This is a genomic window from Lentzea atacamensis (assembly GCF_003269295.1).
Taxonomy (GTDB): Bacteria; Actinomycetota; Actinomycetes; order Mycobacteriales; family Pseudonocardiaceae; genus Lentzea; species Lentzea atacamensis.
Genome location: NZ_QLTT01000008.1, coordinates 24822 through 44799 on the forward strand (window position 1 = coordinate 24822; position 19978 = coordinate 44799).

Annotated in this window: 21 protein-coding genes and 1 riboswitch; of the genes, 12 read left to right on the plus strand and 9 right to left on the minus strand. The window is 68.7% G+C overall.

What is annotated here, in order from left to right; genetic code table 11:
• Nucleotides 1-21: 21 nt before the first annotated feature.
• The 4 genes from C8D87_RS31155 (at nucleotide 22) to C8D87_RS31170 (ending at nucleotide 5789) form a co-directional block, all read left to right on the plus strand.
• Nucleotides 22-516, plus strand: coding sequence for a GNAT family N-acetyltransferase (locus tag C8D87_RS31155; protein WP_112229370.1), 495 nt, complete (start codon nucleotides 22-24; stop codon nucleotides 514-516).
• 36 nt (nucleotides 517-552) lie between these two features.
• Nucleotides 553-1845 (plus strand): beta-propeller fold lactonase family protein, encoded by a 1293-nt coding sequence (locus C8D87_RS31160; protein WP_112229627.1) that lies wholly within the window; start codon nucleotides 553-555, stop codon nucleotides 1843-1845.
• Between the two features lie 116 nt (nucleotides 1846-1961).
• Nucleotides 1962-4499 (plus strand): glycoside hydrolase family 97 catalytic domain-containing protein, encoded by a 2538-nt coding sequence (locus C8D87_RS31165; protein ID WP_146771922.1) that lies wholly within the window; start codon nucleotides 1962-1964, stop codon nucleotides 4497-4499.
• A gap of 183 nt (nucleotides 4500-4682) precedes the next feature.
• Nucleotides 4683-5789: an endo-1,4-beta-xylanase gene (locus C8D87_RS31170; RefSeq protein ID WP_112229372.1), complete on the plus strand. Its 1107-nt coding sequence runs from the start codon at nucleotides 4683-4685 to the stop codon at nucleotides 5787-5789.
• A 12-nt stretch (nucleotides 5790-5801) separates the two neighbouring features.
• On the opposite strand, the gene C8D87_RS31175 is transcribed toward C8D87_RS31170, so the two are convergent.
• Nucleotides 5802-5993, minus strand: a complete 192-nt coding sequence (locus C8D87_RS31175) for an MbtH family NRPS accessory protein (RefSeq protein WP_109641734.1) — start codon at nucleotides 5991-5993, stop codon at nucleotides 5802-5804.
• A gap of 107 nt (nucleotides 5994-6100) precedes the next feature.
• Here C8D87_RS31175 and idi point away from each other — a divergent pair, with 107 nt between their 5' ends.
• Nucleotides 6101-6676: an isopentenyl-diphosphate Delta-isomerase gene (gene idi, locus C8D87_RS31180; RefSeq protein WP_109641733.1), complete on the plus strand. Its 576-nt coding sequence runs from the start codon at nucleotides 6101-6103 to the stop codon at nucleotides 6674-6676.
• A 13-nt stretch (nucleotides 6677-6689) separates the two neighbouring features.
• On the opposite strand, the gene C8D87_RS31185 is transcribed toward idi, so the two are convergent.
• The 3 genes from C8D87_RS31185 to C8D87_RS31195 form a co-directional block, all read right to left on the minus strand.
• Nucleotides 6690-7736 carry a ribonucleotide-diphosphate reductase subunit beta gene (locus tag C8D87_RS31185; protein WP_112229373.1) on the minus strand — a complete coding sequence of 349 codons (1047 nt, stop codon included), beginning with the start codon at nucleotides 7734-7736 and terminating at the stop codon, nucleotides 6690-6692.
• Nucleotides 7736-10096 (minus strand): ribonucleoside-diphosphate reductase subunit alpha, encoded by a 2361-nt coding sequence (locus tag C8D87_RS31190; protein ID WP_233442382.1) that lies wholly within the window; start codon nucleotides 10094-10096, stop codon nucleotides 7736-7738. Before C8D87_RS31190 ends, C8D87_RS31185 begins: the two co-directional genes overlap by 1 nt.
• A 107-nt stretch (nucleotides 10097-10203) precedes the next feature.
• Nucleotides 10204-10414, minus strand: a riboswitch (cobalamin riboswitch).
• Nucleotides 10415-10611: 197 nt separating this feature from the next.
• Nucleotides 10612-11160: a LysE/ArgO family amino acid transporter gene (locus tag C8D87_RS31195; RefSeq protein WP_109641785.1), complete on the minus strand. Its 549-nt coding sequence runs from the start codon at nucleotides 11158-11160 to the stop codon at nucleotides 10612-10614.
• 99 nt (nucleotides 11161-11259) lie between these two features.
• Here C8D87_RS31195 and C8D87_RS31200 point away from each other — a divergent pair, with 99 nt between their 5' ends.
• From C8D87_RS31200 to C8D87_RS31230, 7 genes are all read left to right on the plus strand, one after another.
• Nucleotides 11260-12117 carry a LysR family transcriptional regulator ArgP gene (locus tag C8D87_RS31200; protein WP_112229629.1) on the plus strand — a complete coding sequence of 286 codons (858 nt, stop codon included), beginning with the start codon at nucleotides 11260-11262 and terminating at the stop codon, nucleotides 12115-12117.
• Between the two features lie 17 nt (nucleotides 12118-12134).
• On the plus strand, nucleotides 12135-12851 hold the full coding sequence (locus tag C8D87_RS31205; RefSeq protein WP_112229374.1) for a glycoside hydrolase family 16 protein: 717 nt from the start codon (nucleotides 12135-12137) through the stop codon (nucleotides 12849-12851).
• A complete protein-coding gene (locus C8D87_RS31210) occupies nucleotides 12830-13573 on the plus strand; it encodes an SDR family oxidoreductase (RefSeq protein WP_233442383.1) in 744 nt (247 codons plus the stop codon). Before C8D87_RS31205 ends, C8D87_RS31210 begins: the two co-directional genes overlap by 22 nt.
• Nucleotides 13574-13653: 80 nt before the next feature.
• Nucleotides 13654-14361: a DUF998 domain-containing protein gene (locus tag C8D87_RS31215; protein ID WP_233440226.1), complete on the plus strand. Its 708-nt coding sequence runs from the start codon at nucleotides 13654-13656 to the stop codon at nucleotides 14359-14361.
• On the plus strand, nucleotides 14286-14696 hold the full coding sequence (locus tag C8D87_RS31220) for a type III secretion system chaperone family protein (protein ID WP_112229376.1): 411 nt from the start codon (nucleotides 14286-14288) through the stop codon (nucleotides 14694-14696). The genes C8D87_RS31215 and C8D87_RS31220 overlap by 76 nt, the downstream gene beginning before the upstream one ends.
• A complete protein-coding gene (locus C8D87_RS31225) occupies nucleotides 14696-15262 on the plus strand; it encodes a TIGR03086 family metal-binding protein (RefSeq protein WP_112229377.1) in 567 nt (188 codons plus the stop codon). The genes C8D87_RS31220 and C8D87_RS31225 overlap by 1 nt, the downstream gene beginning before the upstream one ends.
• 11 nt (nucleotides 15263-15273) lie before the next feature.
• Nucleotides 15274-15612, plus strand: a complete 339-nt coding sequence (locus C8D87_RS31230) for a condensation domain-containing protein (protein WP_146771923.1) — start codon at nucleotides 15274-15276, stop codon at nucleotides 15610-15612.
• Here C8D87_RS31230 and C8D87_RS31235 read toward each other — a convergent pair.
• From C8D87_RS31235 to C8D87_RS31255, 5 genes are read right to left on the minus strand one after another with little or no spacing between them, the layout of a single operon-like run.
• Nucleotides 15605-15907, minus strand: coding sequence for a putative quinol monooxygenase (locus tag C8D87_RS31235; protein WP_109641724.1), 303 nt, complete (start codon nucleotides 15905-15907; stop codon nucleotides 15605-15607). The genes C8D87_RS31230 and C8D87_RS31235 overlap by 8 nt on opposite strands.
• The gene (locus tag C8D87_RS31240; protein WP_109641723.1) at nucleotides 15904-16611 is read right to left on the minus strand and encodes a class I SAM-dependent methyltransferase; all 708 of its coding nucleotides are present in this window, start codon (nucleotides 16609-16611) and stop codon (nucleotides 15904-15906) included. Before C8D87_RS31240 ends, C8D87_RS31235 begins: the two co-directional genes overlap by 4 nt.
• Nucleotides 16604-17284: a DUF3800 domain-containing protein gene (locus tag C8D87_RS31245; protein WP_112229379.1), complete on the minus strand. Its 681-nt coding sequence runs from the start codon at nucleotides 17282-17284 to the stop codon at nucleotides 16604-16606. The genes C8D87_RS31240 and C8D87_RS31245 overlap by 8 nt, the downstream gene beginning before the upstream one ends.
• The gene (locus C8D87_RS31250) at nucleotides 17284-18897 is read right to left on the minus strand and encodes a vWA domain-containing protein (protein WP_112229380.1); all 1614 of its coding nucleotides are present in this window, start codon (nucleotides 18895-18897) and stop codon (nucleotides 17284-17286) included. The genes C8D87_RS31245 and C8D87_RS31250 overlap by 1 nt, the downstream gene beginning before the upstream one ends.
• Complete coding sequence (locus C8D87_RS31255; RefSeq protein ID WP_112229381.1) at nucleotides 18894-19955, minus strand: ATP-binding protein; 1062 nt, start codon at nucleotides 19953-19955, stop codon at nucleotides 18894-18896. The genes C8D87_RS31250 and C8D87_RS31255 overlap by 4 nt, the downstream gene beginning before the upstream one ends.
• Between the last annotated feature and the right edge of the window lie 23 nt (nucleotides 19956-19978).

Here is a 19978-nt window from a genome sequence, read left to right on the forward strand (position 1 = left end):
CGCGTTCTCGATGATGTTCGCATGACCAACTGGACCGTGAGAGTTGCTGACGCCGCGTGCTCGCCGCTCAACCGCGAGTACAACGCGGAGATGATCAGCCGCTACTGGGGACGGCCCACGAACGAAGCCGAGATCGACGCCTACGAACGCGACGAGCAGGACCACGACGTGCCGGTGTTCCTCGTGGTCTCCCGCGACGGCGAGGACGCGGGCTGCCTCGGGATGAGGTTGCTCGGCGACGGTGCCGGCGAGCTGACCCGGATGTTCGTGCGAACGCCGTTCCGCGGGCAGGGTGCCGCGTCGGCGCTGCTGAAGGCGATGGAGGAGGAGGCGCTCGCGTGCGGCGTGACGACGCTGAGGCTCGACACGCGCAAGGACCTCGTCGAGGCGCGAAACCTCTACGCCAAGCACGGTTTCGCGGAGATCGGCCGTTACAACGACGCCGGGTACGCCGATCACTGGTTCGAGAAGAGGCTGAAGAGGCTAACGTCCGCTCCTCCGGTCGCGATGTCCTGAGAAGGTCGGGAAGACGCGCGCCAGGAGGCATTGAACATGCGGTTGCGTCCACTGGTGATGGCTGTTGCCGTCACCGCGGCACTGGTGGTGCCCTCGGCCTCGGCGGCTCCCGCCGGTCGGGTGCTGGGTTACGTCGCCAACAACGGCGGCGGAGTGTCGGTGATCGACACGGCCACGAACGCGGTGACCGAGACGATCGCCGACAGCGGTGGTAACTCGCCGTACATGGCGGCGGTCGCGTTCGACGGAACTCGTGGCTACGTGACGAACTCCGCGCACAACACGCTGACCGTCATCGACACGCCGACCAACACGGTCGACAAGTCCATTCCCGTCGGGAGTCACCCGGCGGGTGTCGCGGTCGCTCCGGGTGGCGGCTTCGTCTACGTCACCAACTACGCCGACGGCACGGTTTCCGTGGTCGACACGGCCACGCTGACGGTCACCGCGACCGTCACGGTCGGGCAGAACCCGGACGGTGTGGTCGTCACGAGGGACGGCACGGCCGTCTACGTGACGCACGACGTCGTCGGGCCGAGCAAGGTCTCGGTGATCGACACCACGGCCAACGCGGTCGTCGCCACGATCAACGTCGGCAGCACGCCGACCGCGGTCGCGGCCTCCGCCGACGGCACGCGCATGTACGTGGTGAACAAGGGGTCTGACGACATCTCCGCCATCGACGTCGCCACGCGCACCGTGGTCGGCACCGCGAAGGTCGGCTTCGTGCCGCACGGCATCGCGTTGTCGTCCGACGGAACCCGCGCGTACGTGACGAACAGCGAGTTCGACTCGGTGTCCGTCGTGGACCTGACGGCGATGGTGGAACTGCAGAAGATCGTCGTTGGTGACCGCCCGATCAGCGTGGCCCTCACGCCGGACGGTGCCAGCGCCTACGTCACGAACTTCAACAGCAACACGGTGTCGATCATCGACACGGCGTCGAACACGGTCACCGGGTCCGTTCCGGTCGGCCAGCGCCCGGTGGGCATCGCGATCAGCTTCGTGCCGCCCGCCCCGTCGAAGCTCGTGGCCGGCTCCGCCCAGCTGCAGCTGCGGCTCCTCGGCTTCACGGTCCGCTCGCTCGACGCGACGCTGACCGAGAAGCACACCGGGGCGCCGGTCGCGGGTCAGAAGATCGTGTTCAGCACGGTCAAGGGCAACCCCCTGTGCACCGCCACGACCAACTCCGACGGCAAGGCCACCTGTGATGCTCAGGTGTCTCTGCTGGTCGGCTTGTCCACCCTGCTGCAGGGCTTCACGGCCTCGTACGCGGGCAACGACGAGCACGGTGGTGCTTCGGCGCACGGCAACATCGCCCTGTTGTAGTCATCGGAGTTGTCACGGTTGTTACATCCCTTGACTCGGACGAAATGCCCGGCATAGCGTCCGAGTCATTGGATGTCTTCCGGTGACCGCCGCCCCGGATCACGAGGGGAGTGTCCGTGGCGGTGAGAGTCTTGGCCGTGGTCGCCTTGGTCGCGGGACTGGTGGTCGTACCGCCTGCGCAGGCCGGATCGCGCGGTCCGCAGGCTGTCGTCAGCGCTTCCGGCGGGACCGTCACCCTGGCGGTGACGCACGGGGGCAGGACGGTGCTGCGGCCGTCGCCGGTCGGGATCACGACCGAGCGCGCCGACCTGTCCTCCGGCCTGACGCCCGCCGGCAGGTCGAAGCGGGCGATCTTCGAGCGCTACCGCACGACGTCGGGCAAGAAGCTCGACCGGACCGTGCGCGCCACCGAGACGACGTACCGGTTCACCTCCGGTGCCAACAGGCTCAACCTCGTGGTGCGCGAGTCCTCCGACGGCGTCGCGTACCGGTACGAGCTGCCGCAGGACACCGGTGCGGTCACCGGCGAGGCGTCGGCGTTCGTGCTGCCGGCGGATTCCGCCGCCTGGCTGGCGAAGTTCCGCCGTGACTACGAGAACCCGTTCCTGCGGTACGCCACGGGGACCGCCGAGCAGGCCGAGTACATGCACCCGGTGCTGTTCGAGGTCGGCGGCACGTTCGCGTTGATCACCGAGTCCGATGTGGACGGTCGTTACTCCGGTGGCCGTCTCGTGCACACCGGTGGCGGCCGGTTCCAGCTGAAGCTGTGGGACGAGAAAGTCGCGGTGTCCGGCGCCTTGAAGACCCCGTGGCGCACCATGATCGTGGGCTCACTGGCCACCGTCACCGAGTCGACGCTCGTGGACGACCTCGCGCCGAAGTCCAGGGTGCGGGACACGTCGTGGATCAAGCCGGGCCCGGCCGTGTGGACGTGGCTCGCCGGTGGGCGGTCGGTCCAGCAGGACCTCACGCGGCAGAAGGAGTTCGTCGACTACGCCGCGGCGCGCGGCTGGCCGTACGTCGTGGTCGACGCCGGCTGGTACGACGACCCGAACTGGCGGCGGACCAGCTTCATCCCCGAGCTCGTGCGGTACGCCGAGGCGCGCAGGGTCGGCATCCACACGTGGGTGCGGTTCAGCAGCGTCGACACGGCCGAGAAACGCGCGGACTACCTGCCGTGGCTGCAAAAGTGGGGCGTGCGGGGGCTGAAGATCGACTTCATGGACTCCGACGGCCAGGACCGCTACCGCTGGTACGACGAGATCCTGCCGGAGACCGCCCGCATGCGTTTCCTGATCAACTTCCACGGTGCCACGCTGCCGCACGGCATCCACCGCACGTGGCCGCACGTCATGACGACCGAGGCCGTGCACGGCGCGGAGAAGTCCAGCGGTCTCACCACCTCGCACCTCACCGCGCTGCCGTTCACCCGCAACGTCGTGGGAGGCATGGACTACACGCCGGGTGGCTTCCACCGCGCCCGCGCCAACACCGACGCCGGTGAGCTCGCGCTGACCGTGCTCTACGAGTCCGGGGTGCAGAACCTCGCCGGCCGCCCGGACTCCTACGACGCCCGGCCGTGGGCGCGCTGGTACCTGGAGCAGGCACCGGCCGCGTGGGACGAGACGCGGCTGTTGTCCGGCCGCCCCACCGAAAGCGTGGTGATGGCACGGCGCAGCGACGACCGCTGGTTCGTCGGCGGCGCGGTCGCGGGGGAGGCCCGTGTTCTCGATCTGCCGACGCTCGGCGAGGGACGCTGGCTGGTCGAGGTCGTGCGTGACGGCGCGGCCGGCCTGGCCAAGGAAACCCATGTCACCGACGGGAAACTGACGATTCCGGTGGCCAAGGACGGCGGGTTCGCCGCGCTGGTGTGCCGTCCGGTCCGCGACACCTGCGCGCGGCCGACGTACGGCATCCCGTCAACCACCGTCGTGACCACGCCATCGCAGGTGTCGGTGCAGCCGGGGCAGACGTTCGAGATGACCGGCACGTTCACCAACACGTCGGCCCAGCCGCTGTACGACGTCTCGTTCGCGCCGCGCGTGCCGTCCGGCTGGAGCACTTCCGGTTCCGCGCGGGCGTTCCGGGTGGCGCCGGGGGAGTCGCTGTCCGGCAGGTGGACGGTCACGGCGGGCGCCGATCCGGCCGGTCTGACGGAGGTGCCCGCGGTGGCGCGGTTCCAGCCACACAGGTTCGGCTCCGGCGTCGAGGCGGAGAAGGCGACGCGCGTTCACCTGTGGAAGCCGTTGCCTGCCGGGCAGTCCTACGTGGCGGGCAACGATCGTTCCGTCGAGGGCAGGACGCTGACGACCGGCGGTGTGCGGTTCGGCAAGGGCATCGGCACGACACCCGCGGACAAGGTCGTCGAGCTGGGGCCGTGCACGAGGTTCGACGCCACCGTCGGGGTGGACGACGAGGTCGACGGCCGGGTGGACCGCGCTGCGGGCGCCGGAGGATCCGTCACGTTCGTGGTCGTCGGTGACGGGCGGGTGCTGTACGAGAGCGGGCTGCGCAGGTCCGTCGATCCGGCGCTGCCGGTCAGTGTGGACGTCTCCGGTGTGCATTCGCTGACCTTGCGAGTGACCGACGGCGGCGATGGCACCAGTCTCGACCACGCCGTGTGGGGTGACGCGCGGCTGACGTGCCGGGGGTGAGGCGTCGATCTGTTCGACAGCGGTTCCGTCGAATGCGCAGTCGATTCGGCGGAACCGGATTTCGACGCTGTGCCAAGGACTTCGTGCGGTTGACGCTTCCGCGACAAGCGCCATAGGGTGCCGAAAGGCTCGCCCGTTCGAGCCCAAAGTCTCGGTCACCAGTCGTGCCGAAACGAGGTTCTGATGAAACCGGCTCGTGTGATCATCACGTTGTTCGCCGCCGTGACGTTGTCGATCCCGCTGGCCCCGGTGGCGTCGGCCGCGCCGGACACGGGCGGCCACAAACAGACCTTGCGCTGGGCCGCGCCCAAGGGTTTCCACATCGGAACCGCGGTCGCCGGTGGCGGTCACCACGAGAACCAGCCCTACCCGGACCCCTTCACCTCGGACAGGAAGTACCGGCAGGTGCTGGCCGCGGAGTTCGGCTCGGTCTCGCCGGAGAACCAGATGAAGTGGGAGTACATCCACCCGGAGCGCGGCCGGTACAACTTCGGCACGGCGGACGCGATCGTGCGGTTCGCCCAGCAGAACCGGCAGGTCGTCCGCGGCCACACCCTGATGTGGCACAGCCAGAACCCGGAGTGGCTGGAGCAGGGGCAGTTCACCGCGGCCGAACTGCGCCAGATCCTGCGCGAGCACATCACGACCGTGGTCGGGCGGTACCGGGGCCGGATCCAGCAGTGGGACGTGGCCAACGAGATCTTCACCGACTCGGGCGCGCTGCGGACCACGGAGAACATCTGGATCCGCGAGCTCGGCCCCGGCATCGTGGCCGACGCGTTCCGGTGGGCGCACCAGGCCGATCCCAGGGCGAAGCTGTTCTTCAACGACTACAACGTCGAAGGCGTCAACGCGAAGAGCGACGCGTACTACGCGCTGATCAAGGACCTGCGTGCCGCCGGTGTGCCCGTGCACGGCTTCTCCGCCCAAGGCCACCTCAGCCTGGACTACGGCTTTCCCGACGACCTGGAGCGCAACCTGAAGCGGTTCGCGGGCCTCGGCCTCGAGACCGCGCTCACCGAGGTCGACGTGCGGATGACCCTGCCCGCGAGCGGCGTGCCGACCGAGGCGCAGCTGCGCCGGCAGGCCGACTACTACCAGCGCATGCTCGTCGCCTGCCTGAACGTCAGCTCCTGCAGGTCGTTCACCATCTGGGGCTTCGTCGACAAGTACTCGTGGGTACCGGTCTTCTTCCAGGGGCAGGGCGCGGCCACGGTGATGTGGGACGACTTCACGCGCAAGCCCGCGTACTACGTCCTGCGGTCCACCCTCGCCAAACGGGGTGCCTGAGAAAGCAGGTGTCTAAGCGGCCGAGGGCAGGTCGCCGCGGGTGGCGTTCAAGAAGTCCTCGCAGGACATCCAGGACGCGACGCCGTGAACGACCTGCCACCCGGCGGGCACCCGCAGCACCGCCGGCCAGATCGAGTACTGGCCCGTCGGGCTGACCAGCACCAGGAACAACGTGGTGTGAGCCTGAGCGAACGGGGAAGTCATGACTCCAGGGTGACCTGGGACACCTATGGTCCCGCTATCTCCACGCTCAAGCTCACACCTCCGGCTTCCGGTTCCGGTCGTTCCTGTGATTACGTACTGTCGTGACTGTGGAACAGGTGGTTCTCCTCGCTGAGGACGGTTCGGCGATCGGCGTCGAGGACAAGGCCGTGGTGCACCACGCGGAGACCCCGCTGCATCTGGCGTTTTCCAGCTACGTCTTCGACTCGGCCGGGCGCATCGTGCTCACCCGCCGCGCGCTGCACAAGAAGACGTTCCCCGGCGTGTGGACGAACACGTGCTGTGGTCACCCGCTGCCGGACGAGGACATGGGCCAGGCCGTGCTGCGCCGCCTGCGCGACGAGCTCGGCCTGAAGTGCTCCGATCCGGAACTGCTGCTGCCCCGCTTCCGCTACCGCGCCGAGATGGGTGGCGTCGTCGAGAACGAGATGTGCCCGGTGTTCCGGGTCCTCTCCGACGACGAGCCCACCCCGAACCCGGACGAGGTCGACTCGGCCGAGCGCGTGCCGTGGGCGGAGTTCGCCTCTTCGGTGCTGGACGGCACGCGCGAGATCTCGCCGTGGTCGAAGCTGCAGGTCGCCGAACTGGTGAAGCTGGGGCCCGATCCGCTGCGGTGGCCCGTCGCGGACCGGGCCGGGCTTCCGAGCGCTGTCCGGCTCGGCTGACACGAGTCGTGGCTCACCACTCCAGTGAGCCACCGTTCTGGTATTCGATGACGCGGGTCTCGAAGAAGTTCTTCTCCTTCTTCAGATCCATCATCTCCGACATCCACGGGAACGGGTTCTCCGTCTGCTCCCACACCGGTTCCAGCCCGAGCTGGGCGCAGCGGCGGTTCGTGATGAACCGCATGTACTGCTCGCACAGCTCGGCGTTGAGACCCAGGATCCCGTTCGGCATCGTGTCCCGGCCGTACGCGATCTCCAGCTCGCAGCCCTCGGCGAGCATGGTGCGCACCTCCTTCTGGAACACGTCGTTCCACAGGTGCGGGTTCTCGATCTTGATCTGGTTGATCGCGTCGATGCCGAAGTTCAGGTGGATCGACTCGTCGCGCAGGATGTACTGGTACTGCTCGGCGATGCCGACCATCTTGTTGCGGCGGCCCAGCGACAGGATCTGCGCGAAGCCGGTGTAGAACCACATGCCCTCGAAGACCACGTAGAACGCCACGAGGTCCTTGAGGAAGGCCTGGTCCTTGTCCGGCGTGCCGGTCGTGAACTCCGGGTCCTCCAGGTGCTGAGTGTACTGCAGCGCCCAGGCGGCCTTGTCCGTGATGGACGGGATCTCCCGGTACATGTTGAACAGCTCGCCCTCGTCCAGGCCGAGCGACTCGCAGATGTACTGGAACGTGTGGGTGTGCACGGCCTCCTCGAAGGCCTGGCGCAGCAGGTACTGGCGGCACTCGGGGTTCGTCAGGTGCCGGTACACCGCGAGCACGATGTTGTTGGCCACCAACGACTCGCTCGTGGCGAAGAAGCCGAGGTTCCGCTTGATCATGCGGCGTTCCTCGTCGGTCAGGCCGCCCGATGAAGACGCTGTCTTCCAGAGCGCGATGTCCGCCTGCATGGACACCTCGGTCGGCATCCAGTGGTTGTTGCAGCCGTTGAGGTACTTCTCCCACGCCCAGTGGTACTTGAGCGGCAGCAGCTGGTTGACGTCGGCGCGACAGTTGATCATCGCCTTGTCGTCGACGATCACACGCGCCGCGCCCGCTTCGATGTTGCTCATTACTGGCAAGCCTCACAGTCGGGTTCGGTGACGGAGCAAGCGACGGGGGAGACGGCGTTGAGCTTGCCGTCGGTGCCCTGCAGCGTGGACTTCTCCACGTGCGTGGCGCTCTGGGTGCGCAGGTAGTACGTGGTCTTGAGACCGCGCACCCACGCCAGCTGGTACAGCTCGTCGAGCTTGCGGCCACTGGGCTGGCCGAGGTACAGGTTCAGCGACTGCGCCTGGTCGATCCACTTCTGCCGGCGCGCGCCCGCCTCGATCAGCCACGAGCTGTCGACCTCGAACGCGGTGGCGTACAACGCCTTGAGGTACGGCGGCACCCGGTCGATCGCGCCGAGGCTGCCGTCGTGCAGCTTGAGGTCCGCGACCATCTGCTCGTCCCAGAGCTTGCGCTGCTTGAGCGCGCGCACCAGGTCGGGGTTGATCACGGTGAAGTCGCCGGACATGTTCGACTTCACGTACAGGTTGCGGTACAGCGGTTCGATCGACTGGTTCACGCCGGTGATGTTCGCGATGGTCGCGGTCGGCGCGATGGCCATGACGTTGGAGTTCCGCATGCCCTTGCGGGCCTTCTCCCGGATCCTGCCCCAGTCCATCGTGGACTCGCGGTCGACGTCGAGCTCGTTCTCGCCGCGGTTCCGCGCGAGGATGCCGATCGAGTCGATGGGCAGGATTCCCTGGCTCCACAGCGATCCCTCGAACGACCGGTACGCGCCGCGTTCGGCCGCGAGGTCGGCGGACGCCTCGATCGCGTAGTAGCTGATCTCCTCCATGCTGCGGTCCGCGAACTCGACGGCCGCCTTGCTCGCCATCGGGGTGCCGAGCGTGAACAGCGCGTCCTGGAAACCCATCAGGCCCAGACCGACCGGGCGGTGCTTGAGGTTCGAGTTCCGCGCCTCGGGGATCGTGTAGTAGTTGACGTCGATCACGTTGTCGAGCATCCGCACCGCCGTGCGCACGGTCTTCTCGAGCCGCGCGTGGTCGATGCCCTGCTCGGTGACGTGCCGCGCGAGGTTGACCGAGCCCAGGTTGCAGACCGCGACCTCGTCGACCGCGGTGTTGAGGGTGATCTCGGTGCAGAGGTTGCTGGAGTGCACGACACCGCTGTGCTGCTGCGGCGAACGCAGGTTGCACGGGTCCTTGAACGTGATCCACGGGTGGCCCGTCTCGAACAGCATGGTCAGCATGCGCCGCCACAGGTCCACGGCCTGCACGCGGCGGAACACCCTGATCTCGCCGCGGTCGGCCTTCTCCTCGTACGCACGGTACTTCCGCGCGAAGTCGTCACCGAACGCGTCGTGCAGGTCCGGCACCTCGTCGGGCGAGAACAGCGTCCACCGGCCGTTCGCGCGGACCCGGCGCAGGAACTCGTCCGGCACCCAGTTCGCGGTGTTCATGTCGTGTGTGCGGCGGCGTTCGTCGCCGGTGTTCTTGCGCAGGTCGAGGAACTCCTCGACGTCGATGTGCCAGGTCTCCAGGTACGCGCAGACCGCGCCCTTGCGTTTGCCGCCCTGATTCACGGCTACGGCGGTGTCGTTCGCGATCTTCAGGAACGGCACCACGCCCTGCGACTTGCCGTTGGTGCCCCTGATGTGCGCGCCGATGCCGCGCACCGGGGTCCAGTCGTTGCCGAGACCACCCGCGAACTTGCTGAGCAGTGCGTTGTTCCTGATGCCGTGGAAGATGCCGGCAAGATCATCGTCCACAGTGGTCAGGAAACACGACGACAGCTGCGGGCGGGTGGTGCCCGAGTTGAACAGGGTCGGGGTCGAGCACATGAAGTCGAACGACGACAGCAGCTCGTAGAACTCGACGGCGCGGGCGTCGCGGTCGTCCTCGTCGAGGGCGAGGCCCATGGCGACGCGCATGAAGAACGCCTGCGGCAGCTCGTAGCGGCGGCCGTCGTGGTGCAGGAAGTAGCGGTCGTACAGCGTCTGCATGCCCAGGAACTGGAAGTTCAGGTCACGCGACGCGTCGAGCGCGGCACCCAGGCGGGCCACGTCGTAGTCCGCGAGGCGCGGGTCGAGCTGGCCCAGCTCGATGCCGTGGCGGACGAACTCGGTGAAGTACGACGGGTAGCGCTCGGTCATCTCGGCGTGGGACAGGGGTGCGCCGCAGGCCTCGGCGCGCAGCCTGTCCAGCAGCAACCGGGCGCTGACGTACGAGTAGTCCGGGTCGTGCTCGACCATCGTGCGGGCGGCCATGATCGGCGCCAGGGCGAGCTCGGCGTCGGTGATGCCGGCGTAGAGGTTCCGCTTGGTCTCGGTCAGAACCGCCTCTGCCGACGCGTTGGGCAGGTCGGCACATGCTTCGTTGACGACCCCAGACAGGCGATCCACAGCCGTTGGGCGGTCGGGCACGCTCTCTCCTCGCGAGCTCGGCCCGAGGAAACGCATGCGCACGCCAGCGACGACACCACTGGTGCACACAGCCGCCCTCCCTCGGGGCACCGTGTCGTGCGCGCAGGCTTGCGCGCACACCAGTGGCAGGTCTTCGGACTCGTGGGCGCACCTCCCGCTCCTACCGGCCGTCGCTTCCCAGGTCTCGCGACCCAGTGCTTCGTTGACGGCTTTCGTTCCCACTCACCGCTGCGGGGCAGTCCTGGACTCGCACCAGGTTCCCTCTTGCCTCACCGGCCCGTTGCTCCGGGCCGGTGAACCACCAGCGCGGCAGATACTACATGTGGTGGTGGGCTCTGGGTCACCACCCAACATGGGCGTGTCGTGGGTTAGGGTGATCAACGTGGGTGAAGTTCGGCCGAAGATCATCGCAGGTGCTCTCGTCAGCGCGGGGCTGGCTTCGGCGTCTCTCGCGGCCGGTGCCGCGGCGCCCGTGACGAGCGTTGTGCTGGCGGTGTCGGCGGTGCTGGTGATGATCACGACCCGGCGATCAGGGTCACGCCGAGACTGATCATCACGGCCGCGATCACGCCGTCCAGCACCCGCCACGCGCGGGGCTTCGCGAACAGCGGGCTGAGCAGCCGGGCGCCGAACCCGAGCGCGACGAACCACGTGACGCTCGCCGTCACCGCGCCGACCCCGAAGAGCCACCGGCCGGCCGCGATCGAACCGAGCAGCAGCACGGTGTCCAGGTAGACGTGCGGGTTGAGCCACGTGAGGGCGAGTGCGGTGAGGACGGGGCGGCCGCTCCGGGCCGGCTCCACGGTCAGTGCGGACGGGTTGAACGCGCGACGGGCGGCCAGAAACCCGTAGCCCAGCAGGAAGAGACCGCCCACGATCGCGGCGACGGTGATCGCCTGCGGCCATTTGCTGACGATGGCTCCGAACCCGGCGACGCCGACCGCGACCAGGATCGCGTCCGAGACGGCGCACACCGCGACGACCTTCGCCACGGCGTGGCGGCGAAGTCCTTGGCGCAGCACGAAAGCGTTCTGCGCGCCGATCGCGACGATCAGGGTCAGCATGGTGCCGAAGCCGAGCAGCAAATCAGTCACACCATCGACGGTATTGACGCCGACTTGATGAGACCAGCTAAAGATTCTTACGTACCATTAGCAGCTGTGATGGATCTGGACCTGGTGCGCACGCTGCTCGCAGTGGTCGACGCGGGCACGTTCGACGCCGCGGCGGCGATGCTGCACGTCACGCCTTCCGCTGTGTCGCAACGGATCAAAGCCCTGGAGCAGCGAACGGGCCGGGTGCTGCTGGTGCGGGCGCGGCCGGTGCGGCTGACGCCGTCGGGGGAGGTGCTGGTCCGGTACGGTCGGCAACTGCTCGCGCTGGACCAGGATCTTGACGCTGCCCTCGGGTCGGACGCCGTGGTCCGGGTGCCGATCGCGGTCAACGCCGACTCGCTCGCCACGTGGTTCCTTCCCGCGCTGCAACGGGTTCCCTCGTCGCTCAGGATCTCGTTCGACCTCCACCGCGAGGACCAGGACCACACGACGGCTCTGTTGCGACAGGGCGTGGTGATGGCCGCGGTGACGTCCTCACGTGAGCCGGTCGCGGGCTGTTCCGTGCGGAAGCTGGGCAGCATCCGTTACGCGGCAATGGCGCCGCAGTCCTTCATAGACACGTACGCCGACGGTCCCGTGAAGTCGTGGCTGCCGGACGCGCCGGTGGTGGTGTTCGACCGCAACGACGACCTGCAGGACAGGTTCGTGCGCACGCTGACCCGTGGCCGGGGCGCCGCGGAACACCGCCACTACGTGCCGTCGTCGGAGGTGTACGTGCGGGCGATCGTGGCCGGGCTCGGGTGGGGCATGGTGCCGCCGCAGCAGCTGCAGGAGGGCCTGGTCGACCTCGCGCCGGGCCGGACCGTCGACATCCCGCTGTACTGGCAGCAGTGGAAGCTGGACTCGCCGGCGCTGACCGCCGTGGCCGACGCGGTGGCCGCAGAAGCGGCTGTCGCGCTGCGGTAGGAGTTACCCTCGGTGACATGACCGGACGAGAGCTCGAGTTCGAGGACCGGTTCATCACGCTGGACCGGTGGTACCCGCACTATCTGCCGCACTGGAGTTCCAGGTCGGCCACCGCCGCCCGCTACCGCAACGACAACGGCCTGGTCCTGCGCATCGACGCCGACCAGGAGCCGTGGTGCCCCGAGTTCGACGGCGACACCAGGGTCTCGGGCCTGCAGACCGCGCTCACCGAGGGACAGTCCCGGTTCCGCCCCGACCTCCAGGTGCGGGAGAAGCAGCAGGACCTGCGGCTCTACACCCCGACGTACGGCCGGTTCGAGATCCGCTGCAGGGCGATCGACGACCCCAGCTGCATGGTCGCGCTGTGGATGATCGGACTGGAGGACGTGCCGGAGCGGTCGGCCGAGATCTGCATCGCGGAGATCTTCGGCAAGCACGTCTACCCGGCGAACACCGGCGTCGGGATGGGGCTGCACCCGTTCGGCGACCCGAGGATCACCGACGAGTTCGAGGTCGTGGACGTGCCGATCGACGGGCGCGAGTTCCACGTCTACGGCGCGGACTGGCAGCAGGGCCGCGTCGACTTCTTCGTGGACGGCGACCTGGTCAACACGGTGCACCAGGCGCCGGACTACCCGATGCAGTTCCAGCTCGCCGTCTTCGAGTTCGGGCCGGAGCGGACCGGGCGCTATCCGAAGGAGTTCGAGGTCGAGTGGTTCAGGGCGTACCGGTGAACCTCACCGGCAAGGTCGCCGTCGTCTACGGCGCCGGCACGATCGGCGGCGCGATCGCCGGGGCGTTCGCCGAGGCGGGTGCCGAAGTGCACCTCGCCGCGCGCACCGAGGCGGCGCTCAAGGCCAAGGCGGAAGAGCTCGGCGTCGGGTACGCCGTGGTCGACGCGCTGGACGAGCAGAGCGTCGACCGGCACGCGGCCGCGTTCGAGCGGATCGACATCTCGGTCAACGTCATCTCCGACAACGACGTGCAGGGCACACCGATCCACGAGATGAGCGTCGACGACTACCTCAGCCCGGTCGTCACCAACGTCCGCTCGAAGTTCCTCACCGCCCGCGCCGCCGCCCGGCACATGGTCAGGCAGGGCAGCGGCGTCATCCTGTTCTTCGGCGGCACAAGTGACGGCTCGGTGCACCGCCGCTGGCAGCTCGGCGGCCTGGTCACGGCGTTCGACGCGGTCCAGGCGATGTGCCGCCAGCTCGCCGCGGAGCTCGGGCCGCACGGCGTCCGGGCCGTGACGCTGCAGACCGGCGGAATCCCCGAGTCCATCCCCGCGGGCATCCGTGACCAGGTCGAGCCGGACATCGTCGGCCAGACGGCGCTCGGCAGAGCGGCGACACTGGACGACGTCGGGAGAGCAGCGGTGTTCGTGGCCTCGGACTGGGGCCGCACGATCACAGGAACGCAGGTCAACGTCACGTGCGGAGCCGTGCTGAACTGAACCTGTCGGAAAGCTGGGAGCATCCTGTCGGCTTCCTGAACCCAGGAACCGCACGGGCTCGTCCCGGCGTTGGGCGTTATGTGCTGATTCCTCGACTCGCCGCCACCGGCGGCTCACTCGCCGTCGTCGTGACGGTGGCCATGGTCGGTCTGCTCGACCTGACCGTGGGCCCGCTGCGCCGCACCATCAGCGAGTACGCGCTGGGCGACTACCGCCCCGTCTTCGACGTCGCCGTGCTGCTCCTGGCCTTCGGCTCCCTCGCGATCCTCGCCGCGCTCGTCCACAAGGGACTGACGAGATGGCGGTCCGGCGGGTCGATCGCGCTGATCCTGTGGTCGGTGGGCCTGCTGCTGGTGGTGGCGTTCCCGAAGACGAACTGGGCGATGGGCACGAACCAGGTCAGCGGCAGCATCCACCGCTTCGGCAGCATGCTGGCGTTCGTCAGCCTGCCGATCGCGATCATCCTGCTCGCCCGGCCGTGGCTGAAGGACCACGTGTGGGGCAAGCACGCGCGGTGGACGATGGCGTCCGGGGTGCTGAGCGTCATCGCGTTCATGCCGATCCTCTACGCCATCGTGATGGGCTCGATGGGCGGCGTTCGGTGGTGGCGCGTGTTCCCGTTGGGCTACATCGAGAGGATCTTGCTCATCGCCGAGGTGGGCGCTGTGCTCGTCGTCGGGCTGTGGGCGATCGCGGCAAGTAGGGTTGCGCCATGGCGAGTTGGGGAGATCTCGCGGACTACATCCGCGCCGAGTACGACGTCATCCACGACGAGGACGAGGAGCTGAGGATCCTCTTCACCTTCGGGGATGAGGAGGAGGACGACGACAGCCGCACGCAGGTCGTGATCATCGTCCGGGAAGTGCTCGACAAGATGCACGAATGGGTGCAGATCGCCTCCCCCTGCGGGTTGGCCTCGCAAGTGAACCTCCGTGACGTGCTGGAGGAGGTCGGCAAGTCGACCGTGGCGTGCGGCCTCGCGATCATGGGGGAGCACGTCGTGGTGCGGCACTCGTTGCCGCTGGTCGATCTCGACATCCACGAGTTCACCGACCCGCTCCAGCTGCTCGCCGGCACGGCGGACACGCTCGAGGAACAGTTCTGGGGAGGGGACGGGTACTGATGTACGACTTGACGCCCGCGGCCGATCGGCTGGCGGGGCTCGTGCGCAACGTGACGGACGGCGATTTGAAAGCGCCGACTCCGTGCCCGGACTACACGGTCGGCGACCTGCTCGACCACGTCAACGGCCTGGCGGTGGCGTTCACGATGGCCGCGTTGAAGACCCCGCTGGAGGCCACGGGTTCCGGCGACGCGTCCCGGCTGCCGCCGGACTTCCGCGAGTCGGTGCCCGAGCGGCTGGCCGAGCTCGCGCAGGCCTGGCGCGCACCGCAGGCCTGGGAGGGCATGACGCGCGCGGGCGGCGTCGACCTGCCCGGCGAGGTCGCGGCTGCCGTGGCGCTGGACGAGATCGTGCTGCACGGCTGGGATCTCGCCCGAGCGACCGGGCAGCCGTTCGACGTCGACGAGAACCTGCTCGAGGTCGTTCACGGGTTCGTGTCGTCGATCGGCCCGGACGACCGCGATGGGTCGTTGTTCGGGGCGGCGGTGGAGGTAAGCCCGGACGCGCCTCTGCTCGACCGTGTCGTGGGACTCAGTGGGCGGGATCCCGGCTGGAACCTAAGTTAGGCTCTCCTAACGTGAGAGCTATTACGGTGCAGGTTCGGGCGGGCCTGGGCGTCGGACGCCTTGCCGCCGCGGTGGATTCCCTCGTGGCACTGCATCCCGAACTGCGTCGTTCCGGCTTCGCGCACGTCAACGTCGTCGACCCCGCCGCCGCCACGGACGCCGCGCTGGCGCGGGCGGAGGCGGGGCTCGACCTTCAGGCCGGCGTGCTGATGCAGGCCGTGTGGCTGGACGCCGGACCTGATCGTTCCGGCCGGATGGTGCTGGTGCTCCACGACATCGTGGCCGACCGGATGCCGCGCATCCTGCCGTGGCTCGTGCAGGCGTGGACGCAGCCCGCGCTCGTCAGCTGACTCCGAGCCCACCCACGATCTGGACCCGCTGACCGCTGAACTCGCCGGTCAGCATCGGCATCGCCTCGGCGATGGCGGCCTTGGTCTCGGGGAGCTGCAACGAGTCGGCGTGGTGCTGGGCGGACTCCCAGATCTCGCTGATCCAGATCTTGTCCTGGTCCTCGGGGTCGAGTCCGACCGCGTACAACCGGCACCCGGCCTCCCGCAGACCCTGCTCACCGCGGGTCAGGATCGCCACCACGTCGTCGCGGTGACCCGGCTTGGTCCTCATCGAGCCGATGTAGCCGAACGTCATGCGTGCGATCCCCTCTTCCGCGCCACGAACACGAACTCACGCCCAGGCCGATCCGGCGCGTCGCGTACGTCCACGACCTCGAAGCCGCAGCGCACGAGGCTGGCGGAGATCTCGGCGCGCGACCGGAACCGCAGCGTCGACTCCGAGGAGATCTCCGAGCCGTCCGGGAACCGGTAGGTGTGACGGAACGACACGAACGGCAGGCTCACGCCGAGCAGGTCGAGTTGCTCGCGCACCCCGACCAGCACTCGTGGCTTCGCGCGAGCCCAGTCCTCCCAGGCTCGTCGCTCCGGCCGGCGCGTCTCGAACACGAAGTGCCCACCGGGCCGCAGCGCGTCGCGCACACCTCGAATCGCGGCTTCCCAGTCGTCACCGAGGAACACCTGCGCCACGTTCCCCGTCATCGTCGCGAGATCGAAGGACAGCGCGGGCAGAGCGGTCGCGTCCCCGTGAATCCAGGTGACCCGGGAATCCTTGGCCCGCGCGATCTCCAACGACGCCAGTGCAGGATCGACGCCGACCACCGCACGCCCGGACGCCGCCAGCAACACCGCGAGGGAGCCCGTGCCGCAACCGACGTCGAGCACGCTCGACGCCCCCACCTCGGCGGCGATCTCCAGGTAGAGGTTCAGATCGTCGCGCGGTGCGTCGAAGGCGTCGTAGATCCGTGCCAACCGGGGGTCGGCGAATATCGCATCAGGCATGCCACATCCTAGGTCCGGCGACGAACGGCCGGAGCAGCGCGATCACCTCGCGGTCCGGCCGACCGTTCAGCTCGTCCTCCGCGACGCGACGGGCGATCCCGGCCAGGAAGTCGGCAACCTGCACGCGCGCGTCGTGCTGCGAGTCCACCAGAGTCAGGCTCTCCAGCCCCGGTGCCAGCTTCTTGAGCTGCCGGATCCGCCCGTCGGTCAGCGACAGCTGCTGGTCGTGCACGATCGAGACCGAACCACCTCCCGAGAAATGCCACTGCGCGACGGCGCGGAGAATGGCCGGGAACAGCGGATCCAGGGTTCCGCGCGGCCCGCGGGCGCGCAGCAGGTCGTTGTAGTGCTCCAGCGGTCCGGTCACGGCGCCGAACTCCGCGCGCACCCGTGAGGCGAGGAGCAGCCGTTTGTCCACGAGCTGCACGCGGGCACGACCGGCCAGCGGGCCGGCCGGGCCGAGGAACCACAGCAGCGCCCACCGGTTCTTCTCGCGCAGCAGGTGGTTCGCCTTGTACTCCAGCGCCGGCGACTTGATCATCCGGCGCAGCGACGCGACGCAGGCGGCGGCCTCCTCGTGCGACAGCCGCACACCGGCGTGGGCGAAGACCGCGGTGACCCCGCCGACGAGCTTCTCGCCCTCGGAACCCGACTCGTCGCAGGCGATCTCCATCAGGACATCCGGAAGACGGGGCCACGGGCGCGGAACGGCAGATGCGCACCGGCGGGGATCAGGAACGCGTGCTCGCGCCGGATCCTCAGCACGTCGCACCACCCGTCGGTGATGACGAGAACAGGGCCGGTGGAGGGGAAGTCGGACGCGCGTTCGAGCAGGTCGATGCCGGGCTGCAGCACGGTGCCACCGCGCCCGCGCACCGTCACCCTGCCCGCGATGTCCTCGACGGGAACATATCCGGCGTCATATGCCATCGCGTCACAGAAGACCACGCGGGCCGCAGGTACGTCACGTGCCGCGGCGTAGGAGGCGATCGCGCCCAGCGCTTTGCCCAGCAGCTTGGGATCCATCGACCCGGACGTGTCGAGCACGACCCCGAACGTGGGCCGCGACTCCAGCGTCTCCGGCCGCACCCGGCCCGGCCGCGGAATGTCCGGAGTGGACGCTTGTCGCCGTGACGCACGCGCGTAGGTGCGCCGTTTCTCCACCGCGGGAACGAACTCCTCGAACCACCGCGCCAGCTGGGCGTCCCACGTCAGCGGCGGGTGCTCCAGCGCGCGGATCTCCTCGACCAGCCCGGCGGGCAGCAGGCCGCGCGACGAGGTGTGGTGGCTCAGCCCGGTCAGCAGCGCCCGCCGGTAGAACTCGTCGAGGTCCGTGATGTCCGCCGGGCCGCGCAACGGCTCGCCGAGCAGATCGCCCTTGTGCCCGCCCCGCAACGTGAGCAGCTTCCGGTACCGCCGCAGGTCCGTCGTGATCCGGTCGTAGACGGACTCCGCAGACAGTCCGCTCAACGAGGGATCGTGCAGCACACCCTCAGGTGCGGAACCCACGCCCATCTCGATCAGCCAGCCGTTGACGACGTAGTCCGCGGCGATGTTCCACAGGTACGGGTCCCGCCCGCCGACCCGGTCGCAGTGGCGCAGCGCGGCGTGCAGCATCTCGTGCGCGAGCACGAACCGCCACTCCACGCGGGACAGCCCCGCCAGCGGGTTCACGTAGATCTCCGCCGACGCCGTGGACACCGCCGCGACCGAGATGTCCCAGCCCCGCGCCAGTTCCGCGTCCGCCACCACGGTCATCGCCGACGCCAAAGCACCCAGCAGGGGGTAGTTCGACACGAACCAGCTCAGCGCCAGGTCCCACTCGGTCTTCGCCGGCCGTGCGTCGGACAACGACGAGCGCGCGCCGCCCGCCACGTCGATCGCGGCCACCGCGGCGTTGGACAGCGCGGTGGCGAACCGTCGCGCCCACTTCTCCGGATCCTTCGACTCCTCGCCGCGCACGCACGCTCCCGGCTCCCAGGACGACGGGCGCGTGCCGAACTTCAGCGCGGGCTGGAAGTCCAGCACGTCGTCACACGAGTGCGTGCCGAAACCGAGGTGCAGCAGGCAATGCGCGAACACCCACGCCCACTCGTCCTCGCTCGCCTTGCGCGCCGGATGGGCCAGCAGGAAGCCGTCGAGCGAGATGTCCGCCCAGTCGTGCGAGGAGTCCCGGCGCACGTACGTGGTGAGGGCGGCGAACAGCGGATGCCTGTTGATCCGCTGTTCCGCCGCCGCGAACGCCTGCGCGGCCGGGTCGGTGCGAGCCCTGGAGCGGCGGCTCATGCCCGTGCGGCGACCAGTCGCGGCAGATCGCGGGTCACCTCGACGAGGAACCACGCGGGCAGCACGGGGTTGCCGTTGTCGTCGGCCGCGATCACCATCTGCGCGATCTCCAGCGACAGCTCGGCCAGTTCCAGCAGCAGCGCCTTGCCGCGGTGCGCGAGCTGCTTGCCCGCCGCCGGCGCGTGCGCCTTGTCGTGCGGCAGCTCCTTCACCAGCCGGGCGCGGAACGCCTCGGCCAGGAAGTACAGCAGGTCGCGGTCTCCCGGCGCCGACGGCCAGCGGGCGTCCCCGCGCAGCACGGCCTCCAGCCCGTACGCGTGGCGCACGGTCTTCACGAACGCCTTGAACATCGACGCGTGGTTCGCGGTGACCGTGCCGAACGCCAGCACCCCTAGCAGCTCCTCGGAGACGTCCTCGCCGAACGAGTGCAGTGCGTCGGACAGCATGTGCCAGCCGCGCGGCGTGGAGAACGTCTCCTCGACCTTCGGTGCCGTGCTCCACAGGTGGTCCGGGCGCTGGGTGAGGTACTCGAGCACCCATGGGTGGATGTCGTTCTCACGCGCCCATGCCAGCCAGTCCTTCGCCGACGCGGTGAGGTGCACGTGGACCATGCGGTTCACGAGCGCGGACGCCATCGGGCGTGCCAGGGCGTTGTCGACGGCCCGGTTGCCGGCGCCGATCACGATCGAGCCCTTCGGCAGCTCGTAGGAACCGATGCGGCGGTCGAGGATCAGCGAGTAGAACGCCTTCTGCACCTCGGGGCTGCTCGCGTTGAGCTCGTCGAGGAAGAGGCAGTACGGGTCGTGGCGGGCGATGGACTCCGGCGGGGCGAACCGGGATCGGCCACCGACCAGTTCCGGAACCCCGATGAGGTCTTCCGGAGCGAGCTGCGTGCCCAGCATCGTCACGCACTCGAGGCCCAGCTCGGTCGCGAACTCGCGGACGAGCGAGGACTTGCCGATACCCGGTGCTCCCCAGAGGAAGACCGGTCGGACGACGGCTACGTGCAGCAGCACCTCCGGAAGCTGGGCTGGTGTCACGGTGACTGTGGATCTCATCGCAGGTGAGGATGCCCGACCCG